The 14,816-nt window shown below is 75.5% G+C and carries 15 protein-coding genes; 4 read left to right on the top strand and 11 right to left on the bottom strand.

Going from position 1 to position 14,816, the window contains the following annotated elements; all coding sequences use genetic code 11:
- Nucleotides 1-69 precede the first annotated feature (69 nt).
- The 5 genes from ACZ4WZ_RS19975 to zapE form a co-directional block, all read right to left on the bottom strand.
- Nucleotides 70-969 carry a polysaccharide deacetylase family protein gene (locus tag ACZ4WZ_RS19975; RefSeq protein ID WP_467892053.1) on the bottom strand — a complete coding sequence of 300 codons (900 nt, stop codon included), beginning with the start codon at nucleotides 967-969 and terminating at the stop codon, nucleotides 70-72.
- Nucleotides 970-986: 17 nt separating this feature from the next.
- A complete protein-coding gene (locus tag ACZ4WZ_RS19970) occupies nucleotides 987-1,808 on the bottom strand; it encodes a PPK2 family polyphosphate kinase (RefSeq protein ID WP_467892106.1) in 822 nt (273 codons plus the stop codon).
- Nucleotides 1,809-2,076: 268 nt separating this feature from the next.
- Nucleotides 2,077-3,417 (bottom strand): alkaline phosphatase PhoX, encoded by a 1,341-nt coding sequence (locus ACZ4WZ_RS19965; RefSeq protein ID WP_467892050.1) that lies wholly within the window; start codon nucleotides 3,415-3,417, stop codon nucleotides 2,077-2,079.
- A gap of 150 nt (nucleotides 3,418-3,567) precedes the next feature.
- Nucleotides 3,568-3,996 carry an OsmC family protein gene (locus tag ACZ4WZ_RS19960; protein WP_467892048.1) on the bottom strand — a complete coding sequence of 143 codons (429 nt, stop codon included), beginning with the start codon at nucleotides 3,994-3,996 and terminating at the stop codon, nucleotides 3,568-3,570.
- Between the two features lie 62 nt (nucleotides 3,997-4,058).
- Nucleotides 4,059-5,165 (bottom strand): cell division protein ZapE, encoded by a 1,107-nt coding sequence (gene zapE, locus ACZ4WZ_RS19955; RefSeq protein ID WP_467892046.1) that lies wholly within the window; start codon nucleotides 5,163-5,165, stop codon nucleotides 4,059-4,061.
- A 36-nt stretch (nucleotides 5,166-5,201) separates the two neighbouring features.
- On the opposite strand from zapE, the gene ACZ4WZ_RS19950 reads away from it, so the two are divergent.
- The 4 genes from ACZ4WZ_RS19950 (at nucleotide 5,202) to msrB (ending at nucleotide 8,483) form a co-directional block, all read left to right on the top strand.
- Nucleotides 5,202-5,984, top strand: coding sequence for a pyrimidine reductase family protein (locus ACZ4WZ_RS19950; protein WP_467892044.1), 783 nt, complete (start codon nucleotides 5,202-5,204; stop codon nucleotides 5,982-5,984).
- 144 nt (nucleotides 5,985-6,128) lie between these two features.
- Nucleotides 6,129-6,596, top strand: coding sequence for an indole-3-glycerol phosphate synthase (locus tag ACZ4WZ_RS19945; protein WP_467892042.1), 468 nt, complete (start codon nucleotides 6,129-6,131; stop codon nucleotides 6,594-6,596).
- Nucleotides 6,597-6,656: 60 nt separating this feature from the next.
- Nucleotides 6,657-8,060: a UDP-N-acetylmuramate--L-alanine ligase gene (murC, locus tag ACZ4WZ_RS19940; RefSeq protein ID WP_467892040.1), complete on the top strand. Its 1,404-nt coding sequence runs from the start codon at nucleotides 6,657-6,659 to the stop codon at nucleotides 8,058-8,060.
- 15 nt (nucleotides 8,061-8,075) lie between these two features.
- Nucleotides 8,076-8,483, top strand: coding sequence for a peptide-methionine (R)-S-oxide reductase MsrB (gene msrB / locus ACZ4WZ_RS19935; protein WP_467892038.1), 408 nt, complete (start codon nucleotides 8,076-8,078; stop codon nucleotides 8,481-8,483).
- On the opposite strand, the gene ACZ4WZ_RS19930 is transcribed toward msrB, so the two are convergent.
- The 6 genes from ACZ4WZ_RS19930 to ACZ4WZ_RS19905 are packed head-to-tail and all read right to left on the bottom strand — an operon-like array spanning nucleotide 8,464 to nucleotide 14,467.
- A complete protein-coding gene (locus ACZ4WZ_RS19930) occupies nucleotides 8,464-9,366 on the bottom strand; it encodes an NAD-dependent epimerase/dehydratase family protein (RefSeq protein ID WP_467892036.1) in 903 nt (300 codons plus the stop codon). The genes msrB and ACZ4WZ_RS19930 overlap by 20 nt on opposite strands.
- Nucleotides 9,363-10,454, bottom strand: a complete 1,092-nt coding sequence (locus tag ACZ4WZ_RS19925; RefSeq protein WP_467892033.1) for a cytochrome P450 — start codon at nucleotides 10,452-10,454, stop codon at nucleotides 9,363-9,365. The genes ACZ4WZ_RS19930 and ACZ4WZ_RS19925 overlap by 4 nt, the downstream gene beginning before the upstream one ends.
- On the bottom strand, nucleotides 10,451-11,206 hold the full coding sequence (locus ACZ4WZ_RS19920; protein WP_467892031.1) for a glycosyltransferase family 2 protein: 756 nt from the start codon (nucleotides 11,204-11,206) through the stop codon (nucleotides 10,451-10,453). Before ACZ4WZ_RS19920 ends, ACZ4WZ_RS19925 begins: the two co-directional genes overlap by 4 nt.
- Entirely contained in the window at nucleotides 11,203-12,702 is a 1,500-nt protein-coding gene (locus ACZ4WZ_RS19915) for a class I adenylate-forming enzyme family protein (protein WP_467892029.1), read from the bottom strand. Before ACZ4WZ_RS19915 ends, ACZ4WZ_RS19920 begins: the two co-directional genes overlap by 4 nt.
- Nucleotides 12,702-13,448, bottom strand: a complete 747-nt coding sequence (locus ACZ4WZ_RS19910; RefSeq protein ID WP_467892027.1) for a glycosyltransferase family 2 protein — start codon at nucleotides 13,446-13,448, stop codon at nucleotides 12,702-12,704. The genes ACZ4WZ_RS19915 and ACZ4WZ_RS19910 overlap by 1 nt, the downstream gene beginning before the upstream one ends.
- On the bottom strand, nucleotides 13,445-14,467 hold the full coding sequence (locus ACZ4WZ_RS19905) for a 3-oxoacyl-ACP synthase III family protein (RefSeq protein ID WP_467892025.1): 1,023 nt from the start codon (nucleotides 14,465-14,467) through the stop codon (nucleotides 13,445-13,447). Before ACZ4WZ_RS19905 ends, ACZ4WZ_RS19910 begins: the two co-directional genes overlap by 4 nt.
- Nucleotides 14,468-14,816 lie beyond the last annotated feature (349 nt).

Here is a 14,816-nt window from a genome sequence, read left to right as displayed (position 1 = left end):
CGCGGGCCGTGCGGGACGCGCCGGGCCGCCCAGGCCGCTCACGCCACCCGCACCACCCGCGCCGAAACGTTACTTCCCCATCAGCTCCGACACCTTCACGAAGCGGAATCCCCTCTTTCGCAGCTCGGGGACGATCTTCTGGATCGCAGGCTCGGTCACCGGTGCCGCGCTGCGGGTGCAGTGCATGACCACCACCGAACCGGGTTTGACCCCGGCCAGCACCTGCTCCGCCACCGCGTCGGGGTCCTTCGCGAAGGCGTCCCCGCTGACCACGTCCCACTGCACCGCGGTGACCCCGGCGGCGGACAGGGCCCGCAGCGCCCGGTCGTCGTAGCAGCCGCCGGGGAAACGGAAGTACGGGACGGTGTTGACCGCGCCCGCCTTCCGGAACGCCGCGAAGGCCCGGTCCACGTCGGCCCGCGCGGCCTCGCCGTCCAGCGCGGGCAGTCCGTAGCAGGGGGAGGTGAAGGCGTGGTGGCTGTACGAGTGGTTGGCGATCTCGAAGTTCTGGTCCGTGCCGATGGACTTGGCCTGGTCGGGGTACTCCTCCGCCCAGCGGCCCGTCATGAAGACCGTCGAGGGCACCTTCAGCCGGCGCAGGGTGGCGATCAGGTCCGGGTTGTCGAACCGTTCCCCCGAGGCGGCGCGCGGCCCCTGGTCGGAGGTCATGTCGGCGTCGAAGGTGAGCGCGACCGTCTTCTCGGAGTGCTGCCGGGCCCGCTCGAAGACGGGGGTCAGGCCGTTCGGGCCGGGGGGCAGGACCGGGACCCGGGCGGGCGCGCCGGGCAGCGCGGAGGCGGGGGCGGAGGGGGAGGCCGGGGCGGACGCGGTGGCGGGGCCGGGGGCCGCGGGGCTGGCCAGTCGTGCCTGCCCGGCGCCCTGCGAGGTGCCGGAGGGGCCGCCCCCGCATCCCGCGAGGGCGGCACCGAGCACGGCCGTGGCCGCTACTTTGCGTACAGAAAGGGTCACGTACGCAAAATATATGACTATGTGGCAAGTAGGCGCTCGCGGCACTCCTGGACGTCGAAGTCACCCGGCGGGTACTGCGGGCCGACCGCCTCCAGATGCTCCAGCAGCAGTTCCGCGACCGCCCAGTTGCGGTACCACTTGTGGTCCGCGGGGACCACGTACCAGGGCGCCGCCGCCGTGGAACAGCGCTCCAGCGCCAGCTCGTACGCCTCCCGGTACGCGGGCCACGCCGCGCGCTCGTCGATGTCCCCGGGACTGAACTTCCAGTGCTTGTCGGGATTGTCGAGCCGCTCCAGGAGCCGCGCGCGCTGCTCCCCGTACCCGATGTGGAGGAAGACCTTGACCAGGGTCACGCCGTCGTCGGCGAGGGCCTCCTCGAAGCGGTTGATCTGCGCGTAGCGGCCCTCCAGCCGCTCGCGCGGCACCAGCTCGCGGACCCGCGCGACGAGGACGTCCTCGTAGTGCGAGCGGTCGAAGATGCCGATCTCGCCGGGCAGGGGGAGGGCCTTCTCGATCCGCCAGAGGAAGGAGTGGGCGCGCTCCTCCTCCGTGGGGGCCTTGAAGGCCTTGATCCGGCAGCCGGAGGGGTTGAGGTGGCCGATCACGTGCTTGACGGTGCCGCCCTTGCCGCTGGTGTCCATGCCCTGGAGGACCAGCAGGACCCGGCGGCGGTCACCGGCGGTGCTGGCCGCGTAGAGCCGTTCCTGGAGGGAGGCCAGCGGTTCGGCCAGCCGGGCGGTGGCCGCGAGGGCGGCAGCCTTGTCCGACGGCCCGCCCGGGGTCGTAGAGGGGTCCAGGGCGGCGAGAGCGATCCGCTCCCCGGGCGTCACCCGCAGCAGGGGCGCGAGCGCCCGGCCCTCCTCCCCGCGCGCTCCGTCGGCCTCGCCCGCGCCCCCGCGCGCTCCGTCCGCCTCCCGGGCGTCCCCGCGCTCCCGGGTGCCCGCCGCCTTCCGGGCGTCCCCGGCCTCCGGCGCGTCCCCGGACTTCCGGGCGCCCCTGCCGCTCTTGTCCTTCTCGGCCACCGCTTTCCACCCCGATCCGCTCGGCTCCGTACGATCCTGCGGCACGCCGGACGGGAGCGCGAGACGGCCGCGGCCGCGGCGCGGGTCAGCGCCAGGGGCCGGTCACCGCGAAGGTGGTGCCCGGCGCGTAGGCGTTGACGAACATCGTCCGCCGGTCGGGGGAGAAGGTCACCCCCGCGAACTCCCCCCACTCCGGTGCCCCCGGCGCGCCGACGTCGTCGGCGTTGCGGGCCATCGGATAGACCTCACCGCCCGGGGTCACGCCGAAGACGTACTGGTCGCCGCCGCCGTCCTCGCACACCATCAGCCCGCCGTCGGGGGCCAGGCAGATGTTGTCGGGGGAGTCCCCGGGCGGGGAGGTGGCCGCCGCCGGGCCGAAGAGCACCTCCAGCCGGAGCCTGCCGCGCAGCGGGTCGTGGAACCAGACCTGGCCGTGGTGGTCGGCGGCGGCCCCCTCGCCGCTGCGGGCGTAGCTGGAGACGAAGTACACCCCGGTGCCTCCCCAGTAGCAGCCCTCCAGCTTCTGCGCGTGGGTGATCCCGCGCGGGCCGAAGTCCTGGAAGCGGACCGGTGTCCCGGCCGCCGAGGGGTCCGGTACCGGGACCCACTCCACGGGGAACTCCGCCCCCGGCTCGTCCACCGCCGACAGGTCCGCGACCCCGGGCACCCGCAGGGCCTCGAGGACGCCGCCGGCGCGCAGGGAGCCGCGGCCGCCGAGCGGCAGCGCCGGGAGGAAGCGGTAGAAGAGCCCGAAGGGCCGCACGAAGGCGTCCTCGGTCTCGTAGACCACCCCCCGGTACGGGTCCACGGCGACGGCCTCGTGCGCGAAGCGGCCCAGCGCGGTCAGCGGGACGGCGCCGAGCCGGTGCGGGTCGGCGGGGTCCACCTCGAAGACGTACCCGTGGTCCCGGGCGTACCCCGACTCCCCGGCCCGCTCCTCGGTCTCCTCGCAGCTCAGCCAGGTGTTCCACGGGGTGCGCCCGCCCGCGCAGTTGACGGCGGTCCCGGCGAGCCCGACCCGTTCGGCGCACACCTTCCCCGCCGGGTCCAGCTCCAGCACCGTGCAGCCGCCCAGCGCCGCTGGGTCGTACGTGAGCCCGGCCGCGGCGGGGACGCGCAGCGCGGCGGTGGCGCGGTTCTCGTGGTTGCGGACCAGGCGGAGCCGGCCGCGGCCCGCGCCGAAGGCGGCCATGCCGTCGCAGTTGGCCGGCACCGTGCCCTCCCCCGAGCGCAGCGGGTCCCCGGCGCGCGAGAGCACCTGGTACGAGAACCCGGCGGGCAGGTCCAGCAGCCCGGCCGGGTCGGGCAGCAGCGGCCCGTACCCCCGGGCGGAGGCGCGGGCGCCCCCCGTGGCGAAGAGCGCTCCGAGGGCCCCGCTGAAGGCGACCGCGCCGGCGGCGAGCAGGCTGCGTCGGGTGACGGACATCGGTGACTCCGCGGTGGGCGGCTGGAGAAGTGACCGGCCCGTGGTACCACGGCGCACCGCGGCGGGGACCGCGACGCGTGCGCCGGACGCGGCCCGTCACCCCACCGGGCCCCGGCGGCGTGCGCGGGAGCCCGGCGGCGGTGGGCGGGATCAGACGAGCTTGGCGCTCAGGGTGATCGTCGTACCCGTCAGGGCCTGGCTGACGGGGCAGTTCTTCTTGGCGTCCTCGGCGGCGGCGACGAAGGCGTCGTTGTCGAGGCCGGGGACCTCGCCCTCGACGGTGAGGTGGATGCCGGTGATGCCCTGCCCGGGCACGAAGGTGACCGCGGCCGAGGTGGTCAGCTTCGCCGGCGGGTTGCCGGCCTTGGCCAGGCCGTTGGAGAAGGCCATGTTGAAGCAGCTGGAGTGCGCCGCGGCGATCAGCTCTTCGGGGCTGGTCCGTCCGTTCGCCGCCTCGTCGGTCCGCGCGGGCCAGGAGACGGGGTAGCTGCCGAGGCCGGACGAGTCGAGGGTGACGACGCCCTTGCCCTCGAACAGGTCGCCTTCCCAGACGGCGTGTGCGTTACGTGTGGCAGCCATGGTGATCCCTTCGCAGAAGTGGAAACGGCCGGGCCGCGAGAAGCGACCCGGCCGTGCCAAACCTACTGCGACACCAGGGGTTTCGCGTCGCGTGCGAGCGCGGTGAGCCGCGATATGGCTCGGAAGTACTTCTTCCGGTAACCGCCGTTGAGCATGTCCTCGCTGAACAGCCTGTCGAAGGGCACCCCGGAGGCCAGGACCGGGACCTCGCGGTCGTACAGCCGGTCGGCCAGCACGACCAGGCGCAGCGCCGTCGACTGGTCCGGCACCGGCACGACGTCCGTCAGGCAGACCGCGGCGATCCCGTCGGTCAGCGCCCCGTAGCGGCTCGGGTGGACCTTCGCCAGGTGCTCCAGCAGGCCCGGGAAGTCGTCGAGGCTCGCGCCCGGGGTCGCGTACGCGGCCTTCGTGACCTGCTCGTCGGAGAAGGGCGCCGGGGCCTCGGGCAGGCCGCGGTGGCGGTAGTCCTGGCCGTCGATGCGCAGCGGCCGGAAGTGGGCGGACAGCCCCTGGATCTCGCGCAGGAAGTCGGCGGCGGCGAAGCGGCCCTCGCCGAGCTTGCCGGGGAGCGTGTTGGAGGTGGCGGCCAGCGCCACGCCCTGCTCCACCAGGCGGCTGAGCAGCGAGGACACCAGCACGGTGTCGCCCGGGTCGTCCAGCTCGAATTCGTCGATGCACAGCAGCCGGTGACCACCCAGGGTCTGGACGGTCTGCTGGAAGCCGAGCGCGCCGACCAGGTTGGTGAGCTCCACGAAGGTGCCGAAGGCCTTGAGGGCGGGCTCGGCCGGGGTGGCGTGCCAGAGGGAGGCGAGCAGGTGGGTCTTGCCGACGCCGTAGCCGCCGTCGAGGTACACCCCGCGCGGTCCGGCGGCGGGGGCCGGGGCCTTCTTCTGGAACCACCTGCGCTTGCCGGCGCCGCTGGCGTGCGCGCCGCCCAGGCCGGCGGCGAAGCCGCTCAGCACGGTGACGGCCTCGGACTGGCTCGGCTGGGCCGGGTCCGGGTCGTACGTGTCGAAGCGCACCGAGTCGAAGCGCGGCGGCGGCACCATCTCGGCCACCAGCCGTTCGGCCGGCACGCGCGGCTCGCGGGCGCACAGGGCGAGGGGCCCCGCGTCGGCTATCGGGGGCCGCCCGGAGGCAGGACCGGAGGTGGAGAGTGATGTTGACACAGCTCTTAACTCTACGGGGCGTGTCACACTGCACCGATGCGACGCCTGTTCCCTGTGACCGATCAGACATCCGCCCCGTCGGGGGCCACGGCCGACCGCGAGTGGTCGCTGGACGAGCTGGCGGAAGCGTACGCCTATCCCGACCTCGCCCCCGGCGCGCACTGGCTGCGGGCCAACATGGTCTCCACCCTCGACGGCGCCGCGCAGCACGACGGCCGCTCGCAGCCCATCTCCGGCGAGACCGACATGCGCATCTTCGGCACGCTGCGGGCCCTGGCCGACGTGGTGGTCGTCGGGGCGGAAACGGTTCGCCAGGAGGGCTACCGCCCGGCCCGGGCCCGAGAGGCCTTCGCGGCGCGCCGCACGGCCGCCGGACAGGGGCCCGCGCCCGTCATCGCCGTGGTCACGGCGAGCCTGGACCTGGACTTCGGCCTGCCCCTGTTCACCTCCCCGCTGGTCCCCACCCTGGTGGTCACCGGCGCCGGCGCCCCCTCCGACCGGGTGGCGGAGGCGACCGCGGCCGGCGCCGAGGTCGTGGTGGCGGGCGAGGGCGCCGCCGTGGCCCCGGAGCGGGCGGTGCGCGAGCTGGCCGCGCGCGGGCTGCGCCGCCAGCTGACGGAGGGCGGGCCCCGGCTGCTGGGCCAGTTCGTGGCCGCCGACGTGCTCGACGAGCTGTGCCTGACGATCTCCCCGACGCTCACGGCCGGTGACGCCCAGCGGATCTCAGGCGGGCCCTCCGTCGCCGTTCCGCACCGGCTCGCGCCCGCCTGCGTACTGGAAGAGGCCGGGTTCCTCTTCACCAGCTACCGTCGGATCTGACAAGAGCGGAATTTCTCGTTCCGCTTAGCTTCCGACGGGCACATACCTGGGCACACATACCTGCGAGGCTCCGCGCGCCAGCGGGGCAGGATGGTTTTTGCAGGGGCCGGCCGACCGGTCTCGGCCATGAAGGAGAGGGCGTCCGTGTTCACGAGCGTATTGATGATCGAGCAGCCGCTGACCCCGGTGGACGTGGACTTCGTCACCACTCTGCACGGAGAGGACCCGGTCTCCTTCTTCGTCCTCATGCAACCCAGGGGCGACCAGGACCGACTGCTGCGGGCCATCGACGACGTAGCGCTCGGCGAGCTGCCCGAAGCCCTCCGCGAGGCCGACGTACCCGAGGGCGAGGCCGCCCTCGGCCCGGCCGCACATGCGCTCGAACACTCACTCGCGGCCCTGCGGGCCAAGGGCGCCGAGGCCGTCGGCCAGATCGTCGAGGACCACCCCCTCGACAAACTGAAGGCCGTGGTGGACGAGACCGACGCCGACGAGGTGATCGTCCTGACCGCCCCCCACCTGGTCGAGGAGTTCTTCCACCGCGACTGGGCCTCCCGCGCCCGGCACAAGGTGGAGGTTCCGGTGCTCAAGCTCTTCGCCCACAACGAATAGGCTGGGGCGGACACACCCCGGCGGGCAGCGCGTCCCGCACTCGATCCTGGAGCGACCTGAATGAAGCCCGGCCTGCCGACCGCGATGGAACGGCCCCACTTCATCGGCATCGGCGGCGCCGGCATGTCCGGCATCGCGAAGATCCTCGCCCAGCGCGGCGCGAGGGTGGCCGGCAGCGACTCCCGTGACTCCGAGACCGCCCAGGCGCTGCGCGCCCACGGGGCCACGGTCCACATCGGGCACGCCGCCGGCCACCTCGCCGCCGACGCCACCTGCGTCGTCGTCTCCAGCGCGATCCGCGCCGACAACCCCGAACTGGCCCGCGCCGCCGAACTCGGCATCCCGGTCGTGCACCGCTCCGACGCCCTGGCCTCCGTCATGGAGGGGCTGCGCCCGATCGCCGTCGCCGGTACCCACGGCAAGACCACCACCACCTCGATGCTGGCGGTCTCCCTCTCGGCGCTCGGCCTCGACCCCTCCTACGCCATCGGCGGCGACCTGGACGCCCCCGGCTCCAACGCCCACCACGGCGAGGGCGAGGTCTTCGTGGCCGAGGCGGACGAGAGCGACCGCAGCTTCCACAAGTACACCCCGCAGGTCGCGATCATCCTCAACGCGGAGCTCGACCACCACGCGAACTACGCGTCGATGGAGGAGATCTACGAGTCCTTCGAGACCTTCGTCGGCAAGATCGTCCCCGGTGGCACCCTGGTCGTCGCCCACGGCCAGGAAGGCGCCGCCGAGATCGCCCGCCGCGTCGCCGGCCGCGACGGCCTGAACGTCGTCACCTACGGCGAGGACGAGGACGCCGACGTCCGCATCACCAAGATCACCCCGCGTGGTCTGACCAGCGAGGTCACCGTCCTCCTCGACGGCCGCCCGCTCACCTTCACGGTCTCCGTCCCCGGCCGCCACTACGCGCACAACGCCGTCGCGGCCCTCGCCGCCGGCGTCGCCCTCGGCATCCCCGCGCACAACCTGGCCTCGGCCCTCGGCAAGTACACCGGCGTCAAGCGCCGCCTCCAGCTCAAGGGCGAAGCGGCCGGCGTCCAGGTCATCGACTCCTACGCGCACCACCCCACGGAGATGACCGCCGACCTGGAGGCCATCCGCGGCGCCGCCGGGGACTCCCGCATCCTGGTCGTCTTCCAGCCCCACCTCTTCTCCCGCACCCAGGAACTGGGCAAGGAGATGGGCCAGGCCCTGGCCCTCGCCGACGCCTCCGTCGTCCTCGACATCTACCCGGCCCGTGAGGACCCGATCCCCGGCATCACCAGCGAACTGATCATCTCCGCCGCCCGCACCGCCGGCGCCGACGTCGCCGCCGAGCACGACAAGGACGCCGTCGCCGACGTCATCGCGGGAATGGCCAAGCCCGGCGACCTCGTTCTCACGATGGGCGCGGGCGACGTCACGGATCTGGGCCCCCGGATCCTGGAAACCATCGCCCGCCTGTCGAACTGAGGGAGCGGGAGAGTCATGGCGTACGAGGTCCAGAAGACGGACGAGCAGTGGCAGGCGGAGCTGACCCCGTCGGAGTACCAGGTGCTGCGCCTCGCCGGCACCGAGCCCGCCTTCCGCGGCGAGTACACCGACACCAAGACGGAAGGCGTCTACTCCTGCCGCGGCTGCGGCGCCGAGCTCTTCCGTTCCTCGGAGAAGTTCGAGTCGCACTGCGGCTGGCCGTCCTTCTACGACCCGAAGGACAGTGAGGCGGTGGAGCTGAAGGCCGACATCTCGCACGGCATGGTCCGCACCGAGGTCCTCTGCGCGAAGTGCGGCTCCCACCTCGGCCACGTCTTCGAGGGCGAGGGCTACCCCACCCCGACGGACCAGAGGTACTGCATCAACAGCATCTCCCTGCGGCTCACCCCCGCACGGAGCTGAGGTAGTCCTCCAGGGTCCGCCGCGGGGTCCAGCCCTGGGAGCGGGCCCTGGTCAGGTCCAGGACCACCGGGTGCGCCAGCTGGTCCACCGCGTAGCGGCTGAGGGCCGGCTCGGTGCCGGTGAGGCGGGCCAGTGACTGCGCCGCCCGGGCCGCCGTGCCGGCCGCCGGGAGCGGCAGGTGCCGGACGCGGGCGCGAATGCCGTGGGCGTGCAGCACCGCCGCGACCGCCGCGTCCCGGCCGTACGGGGCCGCGTCCGCCACGTTGTACGCGCCCGGGGCCCAGCCGGGCGCCGCCAGGCAGGCGTCCGCCAGGTTCTCCACCGCCGTCAGGCTCAGCCGCACGTCCGGGCCCGGCAGGAGCAGGGTCCCGGCGCGGACCCGGGAGACCAGCCGGGGCAGGAGCTGGGTGTCGCCCGGGCCGTAGACCGCCCTCGGGCGCAGGACCACCGCGCCCGCCTCCAGCGCCAGGGCCTCGCCCGCCGCCTTCGTACGGCCGTACGCGTTCAGGTGGTGCGCGCGGGGATGGTCCTCCGTCACCCGGCGACGATCCCGGCGCGGGTCGTAGACGCTCGCGCTGCTCACCCACACCACCGGCCGCCCGGCAGCCGCGCGCAGCAGCCGCGCGGTGCCGTCGACGTTGACGGCGCGCATGGCGGCCTCCGCCCGCGAGCCCGGCGCCGGATCGCCCACCGCCGCCGCGCAGTGCACCACCACGTCCACGCCCGACAGGTCCGGCACGGCCGACGCCGCGTCCCAGAACCGGTGCTCGCCCAGCGGACCCGGTCTGCGGCCCAGACAGACCACCCCGGCACCCGACGCCGCGGCCGCGCGGGCCACCTGACCGCCGCAGAAGCCGCTCGCCCCCGTTATCCCGATCCTCATGAGCCCGCCCTCAGCCGCAGCACCCGCCACCCCGGCAGCGCCGCCCGCCGGTCCACCCGGGAGCGCGTCACCACCGGCCGGTACGGAGCCAGCGCCTCCAGGACGTCGCCCAGCAGGACGGTCGCCAGCCGGGCCCCCGGGCACACGTGCGGCCCCGCCCCGAACACCAGCCGCGCCGTCCCCGCCCCCGCCGGGTCCCGCCCGTCAGGGTCGCGCCGGTGCGCCCCGGCCGCGTGCCGGGCCACCAGCAGCAGCCGGTCCCCGTCCCGCACCGGACAGCCCCCGACCGTCCCCGCCCCGGCCGCGACCCGGGGCAGCACCGGCGAGGCCGCCGTGACCCGCAGCAGCTCCTCCGCCAGCCGGGGCCGCAGCCCCGCGTCCGCGGCCTGCCCCCACAGCCCGGCGTCCGCGCACCAGGCGACGGCCCGGGGCACCGCCGCCACGGTGGTGTTCACCGCGGCCACCGCCACCATCGCGTCCAGGGCGTCGCCGCCGCCCAGCAACTCCCGCAGGCGCTCCGCCGCCCGGGCCGCCGCCGCCCCCGCGCCGGGCCTCGGCGGGCCCGGCAGGTGGCTGCGCACCGAGGCCGACGCGGCCCGGGCGGCCGCCTCGGCGAGCTTCCGCGGCGCGGCCGGGCTCTCCAGCAGGGCCGCCGCCACCGCGCCGGCCAGCTCCCGCGCCAGCGCCGCCACGTCCACCTCCGCACCCCGGCCCAACGGCGCCAGGCCCCGTACCAGCAGCGGCCGCCACACCGCGCGCAGCTCCTCCACCCCGGCCGCGCCGAGACCCTCCGCGAGCGAGCGCCGGCCGGCCCGGTGCCCGCCGCCCTCCTGGTCGAACAGCACCCCGCCGTCCCCGCGCAGCGCCTCCCGCGCGGCCCCGCCCGTGGTGCCCGCCGCCGTCCGGTCCAGCGGGATCCGGGTCAGCGCCTCCCGGTAGGCGTCGGCGTCGTGCACCAGCACCGTGCCCCCGATCCGGCGCACGGCCCGCCCGCGCGTGGCGGCGAGCAGCCCGAAGAGCAGCGGGTGGCTGCGCAGGTAGACCCGGCGGTCGCGCCGGCGCGCCCGTGCCTGGGCGGTGGTGGTCATCGGACGTGGACCTCTTCCGTGTCGGTGGGCCGGTAGCGCCGGTCCCAGTACCAGAGCAGGGTGCGCCGCGCACCCCAGGAGCGCAGCCGCCGCAGGCTGTTCTCCACCACCAGGTGCTCGGCGCGCACGACCCGTGCGCTGTGCTCGCGGGCCCGGTTGAGCAGGGTGACGTCCTCCGAGCCCTCCTCCAGCCGCTCCCGCGGCGCCCCGCCGCAGCGCACGTACAGCTCGGCGGTGATGCCGAGGTTGTGGCCGTGGCACAGCACGTACGGGGCCAGGTGGCGCGGGCCGCGGTGCGCGGTGCGCACCCGCCCGTACAGCGCGGCCAGCCGCACCAGCGCCGGCAGCAGCCGGGACTCGGCGAAGGACGGCCGCTCGTCCCGGCGCGGCACGCTCCGCCCGCACAGCACCTCCGCCCCCCGGCCGAACTCCGCCCGGGCGACGGCCGTCCAGTCCCGGGCGGGCAGACAGTCCGCGTCCGTACGCAGCAACAGGCGCGCCCCGCCGCGTACGGCGTGCCGGAAGCCGGTGTCGGCGGCGGTCCCCGCCCCCGGCTCGGGCTCGTGGACCAGCTCGACGGGGAAGGGCGCCGACCGGGCGAACTCCCTGACGATCCGGGCCGTCCCGTCGGTGGAGGCGTTGTCCACCACCACCAGGCGGAAGCCGGTGTCCTGCTGCGCGGCCAGCGCCGCCAGGGTCGCCCCGATCGACCCCGCCTCGTTGTACGCGGGGACCACCACCCACAGGTTCACGGACGCGTCCCCGCAGCCGTCACCAGCCGGGCCGCCAGTGCCGACACCGCCGCCCGGTCCGGTTTGCGCGAGCGCCCCGACAGCGGGATCCGCGCGAACAGCAGCGCGTCCGGCCGGGCGGTCCCCATCCGCCGCAGCGGCTCGGACAGCGCGGCGCGCAGGGCCGGTTCGGGGACGCCCGGGCGTGGCTGGACCACCGCCACCAGGCGCTCGTCCCCGTCACCCGCCGGCACCCCGACGAGGACGCCCAGCTCCACTCCCGGCACGTGCAGGCCCGGCTCGTACAGGCCCGGGTAGATGTTCTCCGCCCTGCGCAGCACCATGTCCTTGCAGCGGCCCCCCAGTACGATCCGCCCGGCGCCGTCCAGGGCCGCCCGGTCCCCCGTGGCCACCCACGGATCGGGAGCCTCCCCCAGATAGCGGTCCCGGGCCGCGGGCCCGGCCAGCAGCAGCTGGCCGTCCGCGTCCACGGCGGTCCGCACCCCGGGCAGCGGGGCGCCCACCAGGTCCCCGGCCCCCTCGAAGGCGGCCTTCTCCCGGGACTCCACGGCCGCCGCGGGGAACAGCTCGGTCAGCGCGTACACCCCCCACGCCTGCTCCGCGCCCGCCTCCCGGACCCGGCCCAGCAGCTCGGCGCTCGCCGGAGCCGAACCCGTCCACACCCGGCCCCCGAACCGGGCTCCCGCGCCGAGCGCGTCCCGCAGCTGGGGCGGCGTCAGATAGGTGTCCCGGGGCCGGAGCCGGTCCAGCTGCCGGGCCAGCGCCGCGGGGGAGCGGGCCGGCAGCGCGACCGGCGCCCCGCGCGTCAGCGACGGCACCAGCACGAAGAAGGTCCCGCCGAGCACGGGCTCGCCACGGTCGCCCCCGGCGGCGAACAGCGCGGACACCGTCTCCATGCCGGCGGCCAGCCCCGCCCGGGTGTGCACCACGGCCCGGGGCCGCGAGGTGGTCCCGGAGGTGAACACGATCACCGCGTCTGCGTTTTCGTCGTATCCGCCGTCCCCGGTCGGCAACCCCGCCCGGGGCGCCCCCCGCTCGAGGGCGGGCGCGCACCCCGGCAGCCGCGGCCCCACCGTGGCCACCGGCCCCAGCGAGGCCAGCTCCGGCAGCTCCAGCGCCGCCCGCCGGGCCAGCGGCCGGGCCCACCCGGCCACCGCCTGCGCGGCGCCGTCGGCCAGCACCAGCGCGGGCCGCGCCAGCCGGAGCCGGGCCCGCAGCACCTCCGCCCCGGCACCGGGGTCCAGGACCGCGCCGCGCAGCCCGAGCCGCCACAGCGCGAGCAGCACCGCCAGCGCGCGCGGCCCCGGCCGCACGGCGACGCCGACGGTGTCCCCGGCGCGCAGTCCGCGCGCGTGCAGCGCCGCGGCGAAGTCGTCTGCCAGTTCGGCGACTTCGCCCCGGGTGGCGCGGACGCGGGTGCCGCCGGTACGGGTGGCGGAGAGCACGGCGGGCTGCTCGGGGCGGGCCCGCAGCGCGTGTTCGAGTCGGTCCAGCATCAGCGGGGGTCGTCCGTTCCGTGCGTGCCGCTGCCCTGGTCGAGGTACCAGCGGGCGGTCCCGGCGAGGCCGTACGCGCGCAGCCGGCGCGTGGAGTTCTCCACGACCATGCCCCGGCAGCGGGAGATCCGGTCGGTGTGGCGGCGCACCGCGTTGAGGAAGAGCCGGTCCGTCGGCGAGGGGCGCCGCGGCATGCCGCCCACGGCCAGGTACAGCTCGGCGGTGATCGCCATGTTGTTCCCGGCGTGCATCCGGTACGGCGCCCGGAAGCCGTGCCGCCGGGCGTGCCCGGGCCGCAGCCGCCCGAACAGCGCCGCCAGCGCGACCAGGCCCGTGAAACCGGCCCGGCCCAGCGGACCGTGCTCGTCGCGCCGGGCCGTGACCCGCCCGCACACCAGGCCCGGCCGGGCCAGCAGCGCGGCCCGGGCCGCGCCCGTCCACCCCGGCCGGGGCAGACAGTCCGCGTCCGTGCGCGCCAGCAGCGTGGCGCCGCGCCCGATCGCGTACCGGAAACCGGTGTCCACCGCCGAGCCGACCCCCTTTTCCGGCTCCTCGATCACCTCCACCGGGAAGGGCGCCCCCGCCGCGAACTCCCGCGCGATCCCGCCGGTGCCGTCCGCCGAGGCGTTGTCCACGACCAGCAGGGTGAAGTCCCGGTCCCGCTGCGCGGCCAGCGCCCGCAGGGTCTGGCCGAGCCGCGCCGCCTCCTCGTGCGCGGGCACCACCACCCACATGCGGGTGCTCACGACTTCTCCCAGACCATCGTCATGATGCTGATCCCGCCGCCCAGCCCGACGAACAGCACCCGCTCCCCGGCCGCCAGCCCGGGGAAGACCCGCTCCAGCTGCACGCCGATGCTCGCGCTCGCCACGTTCCCCAGCTCGGGCACCGTGACCACCAGCTTCCGCGCGGGCACTCCGGTCAGCTCCGCGAACCGCTCCAGGTACGGCACCGTCACCTGGTGCACCAGCACCTTCGCGAAGCCGTCCCAGTCCATGCCCGTGCGGTGCAGCGTCCGGTCGATGACCGCGGTCCCCACCTTCTCGAACACCCCGCGCAGCTCGTGGCCGTCCCCCTGGAAATAGGTGTACGCGTCCCCGCGCGGGTGCCGCGACCCGCCGCCCGGGATGCCCCCGACCTCCCAGTGCTCCGAATGCGTCTCACTGTCCACGTCCAGGATCCCGCCGCGCCCCACCTCCTCCAGGAGGACGGCCGCGCCCGCGTCGCCGAAGGTGTAGCCCGCGAAGGCGCCGCGGAACTCCGCGAGGTCGGCGGGGTCCTTCCGCACCGCCCGGCTCGGGGTCTCCCCGGTGACCACCAGCGCCCGCCGGGCCCGCCCGGCGAGGACCGCGCTGCGGGCGAGGTCGATCCCGTTGACGAAGCTGTTGCAGGCGTTGGTCACGTCCACGGCGTGCGCCCTGGAGCCCAGTTCGGCCTGCACGATGTGCGCGGTCGCCGGCTCGACCACGTCCCGCGAGGCGGAGGCGAAGACCAGCAGGTCCACGTCGAGCGGCGAGAGCCCGGCCGAGTCCAGCACCCGGCGGGCCGCGCCCACCGCGAGCGTGGAGGCGTACACCCCCGGGCCCGCGACCCGGCGCGACACGATCCCGGTGGCCTGCGTCAGGAGCCGCGCGGGCAGCGCGAGACCGCTGCGCCGGGACACCTCCCGCTGGAGCTCGTCGGACGACACGACGTCCTCGGGCAGCAGGCTGGCGACGGCGGTTATGCCGACGCGCGGGCGCGGATCACAAGACTGTATGGACATGCCTCCACGATGACGGCCCGGCCGCGCCGGGGCCTGAGTACGGATGCTCAGTTCCCTTGTGGGGGTGCTGAGTAGGGCCCCCGCCGTTCACCTCAGGGCAGGCGGGTGGCCCAGCCGCTCGGGCGGCCCCCGTCCCCGGCGCCCGGGGCGGATCAGTGCGTGCGTGCCGCTGCGAGGTCAACTGGCGTGGCGCACGGGTCTGTTGTGCGGGGTGCGGTGGGACGTACCGTACCGGCAGCGGAGCGCACGGCACGCCCCTTCACGTCCCCCGCCGTCCGTCCGGCCCCCCGCCGCAGTGCGCGGGGGCCGTCGCGGCGGCTGTCGGGGCCGTTCGGGAGCTGTCGTCCAC

Source organism: Streptomyces sp. NPDC029122 (genome assembly GCF_055569445.1).
Note: the sequence above shows the minus strand (reverse complement) of the source record. Positions and strands in the feature narration are given on the sequence as shown.

Bases quoted from the DNA above. Each gene is read 5' to 3' on its own strand.
- ACZ4WZ_RS19965 (WP_467892050.1), bottom strand. From the start codon at position 3,417: ATGTCCGTCACCCGACGCAGCCTGCTCGCCGCCGGCGCGGTCGCCTTC.
- ACZ4WZ_RS19915 (WP_467892029.1), bottom strand. From the start codon at position 12,702: ATGCTGGACCGACTCGAACACGCGCTGCGGGCCCGCCCCGAGCAGCCC.
- ACZ4WZ_RS19930 (WP_467892036.1), bottom strand. From the start codon at position 9,366: ATGAGGATCGGGATAACGGGGGCGAGCGGCTTCTGCGGCGGTCAGGTG.
- murC (WP_467892040.1), top strand. From the start codon at position 6,657: ATGAAGCCCGGCCTGCCGACCGCGATGGAACGGCCCCACTTCATCGGC.
- ACZ4WZ_RS19960 (WP_467892048.1), bottom strand. From the start codon at position 3,996: ATGGCTGCCACACGTAACGCACACGCCGTCTGGGAAGGCGACCTGTTC.
- ACZ4WZ_RS19950 (WP_467892044.1), top strand. From the start codon at position 5,202: ATGCGACGCCTGTTCCCTGTGACCGATCAGACATCCGCCCCGTCGGGG.
- ACZ4WZ_RS19905 (WP_467892025.1), bottom strand. From the start codon at position 14,467: ATGTCCATACAGTCTTGTGATCCGCGCCCGCGCGTCGGCATAACCGCC.
- msrB (WP_467892038.1), top strand. From the start codon at position 8,076: ATGGCGTACGAGGTCCAGAAGACGGACGAGCAGTGGCAGGCGGAGCTG.
- ACZ4WZ_RS19925 (WP_467892033.1), bottom strand. From the start codon at position 10,454: ATGACCACCACCGCCCAGGCACGGGCGCGCCGGCGCGACCGCCGGGTC.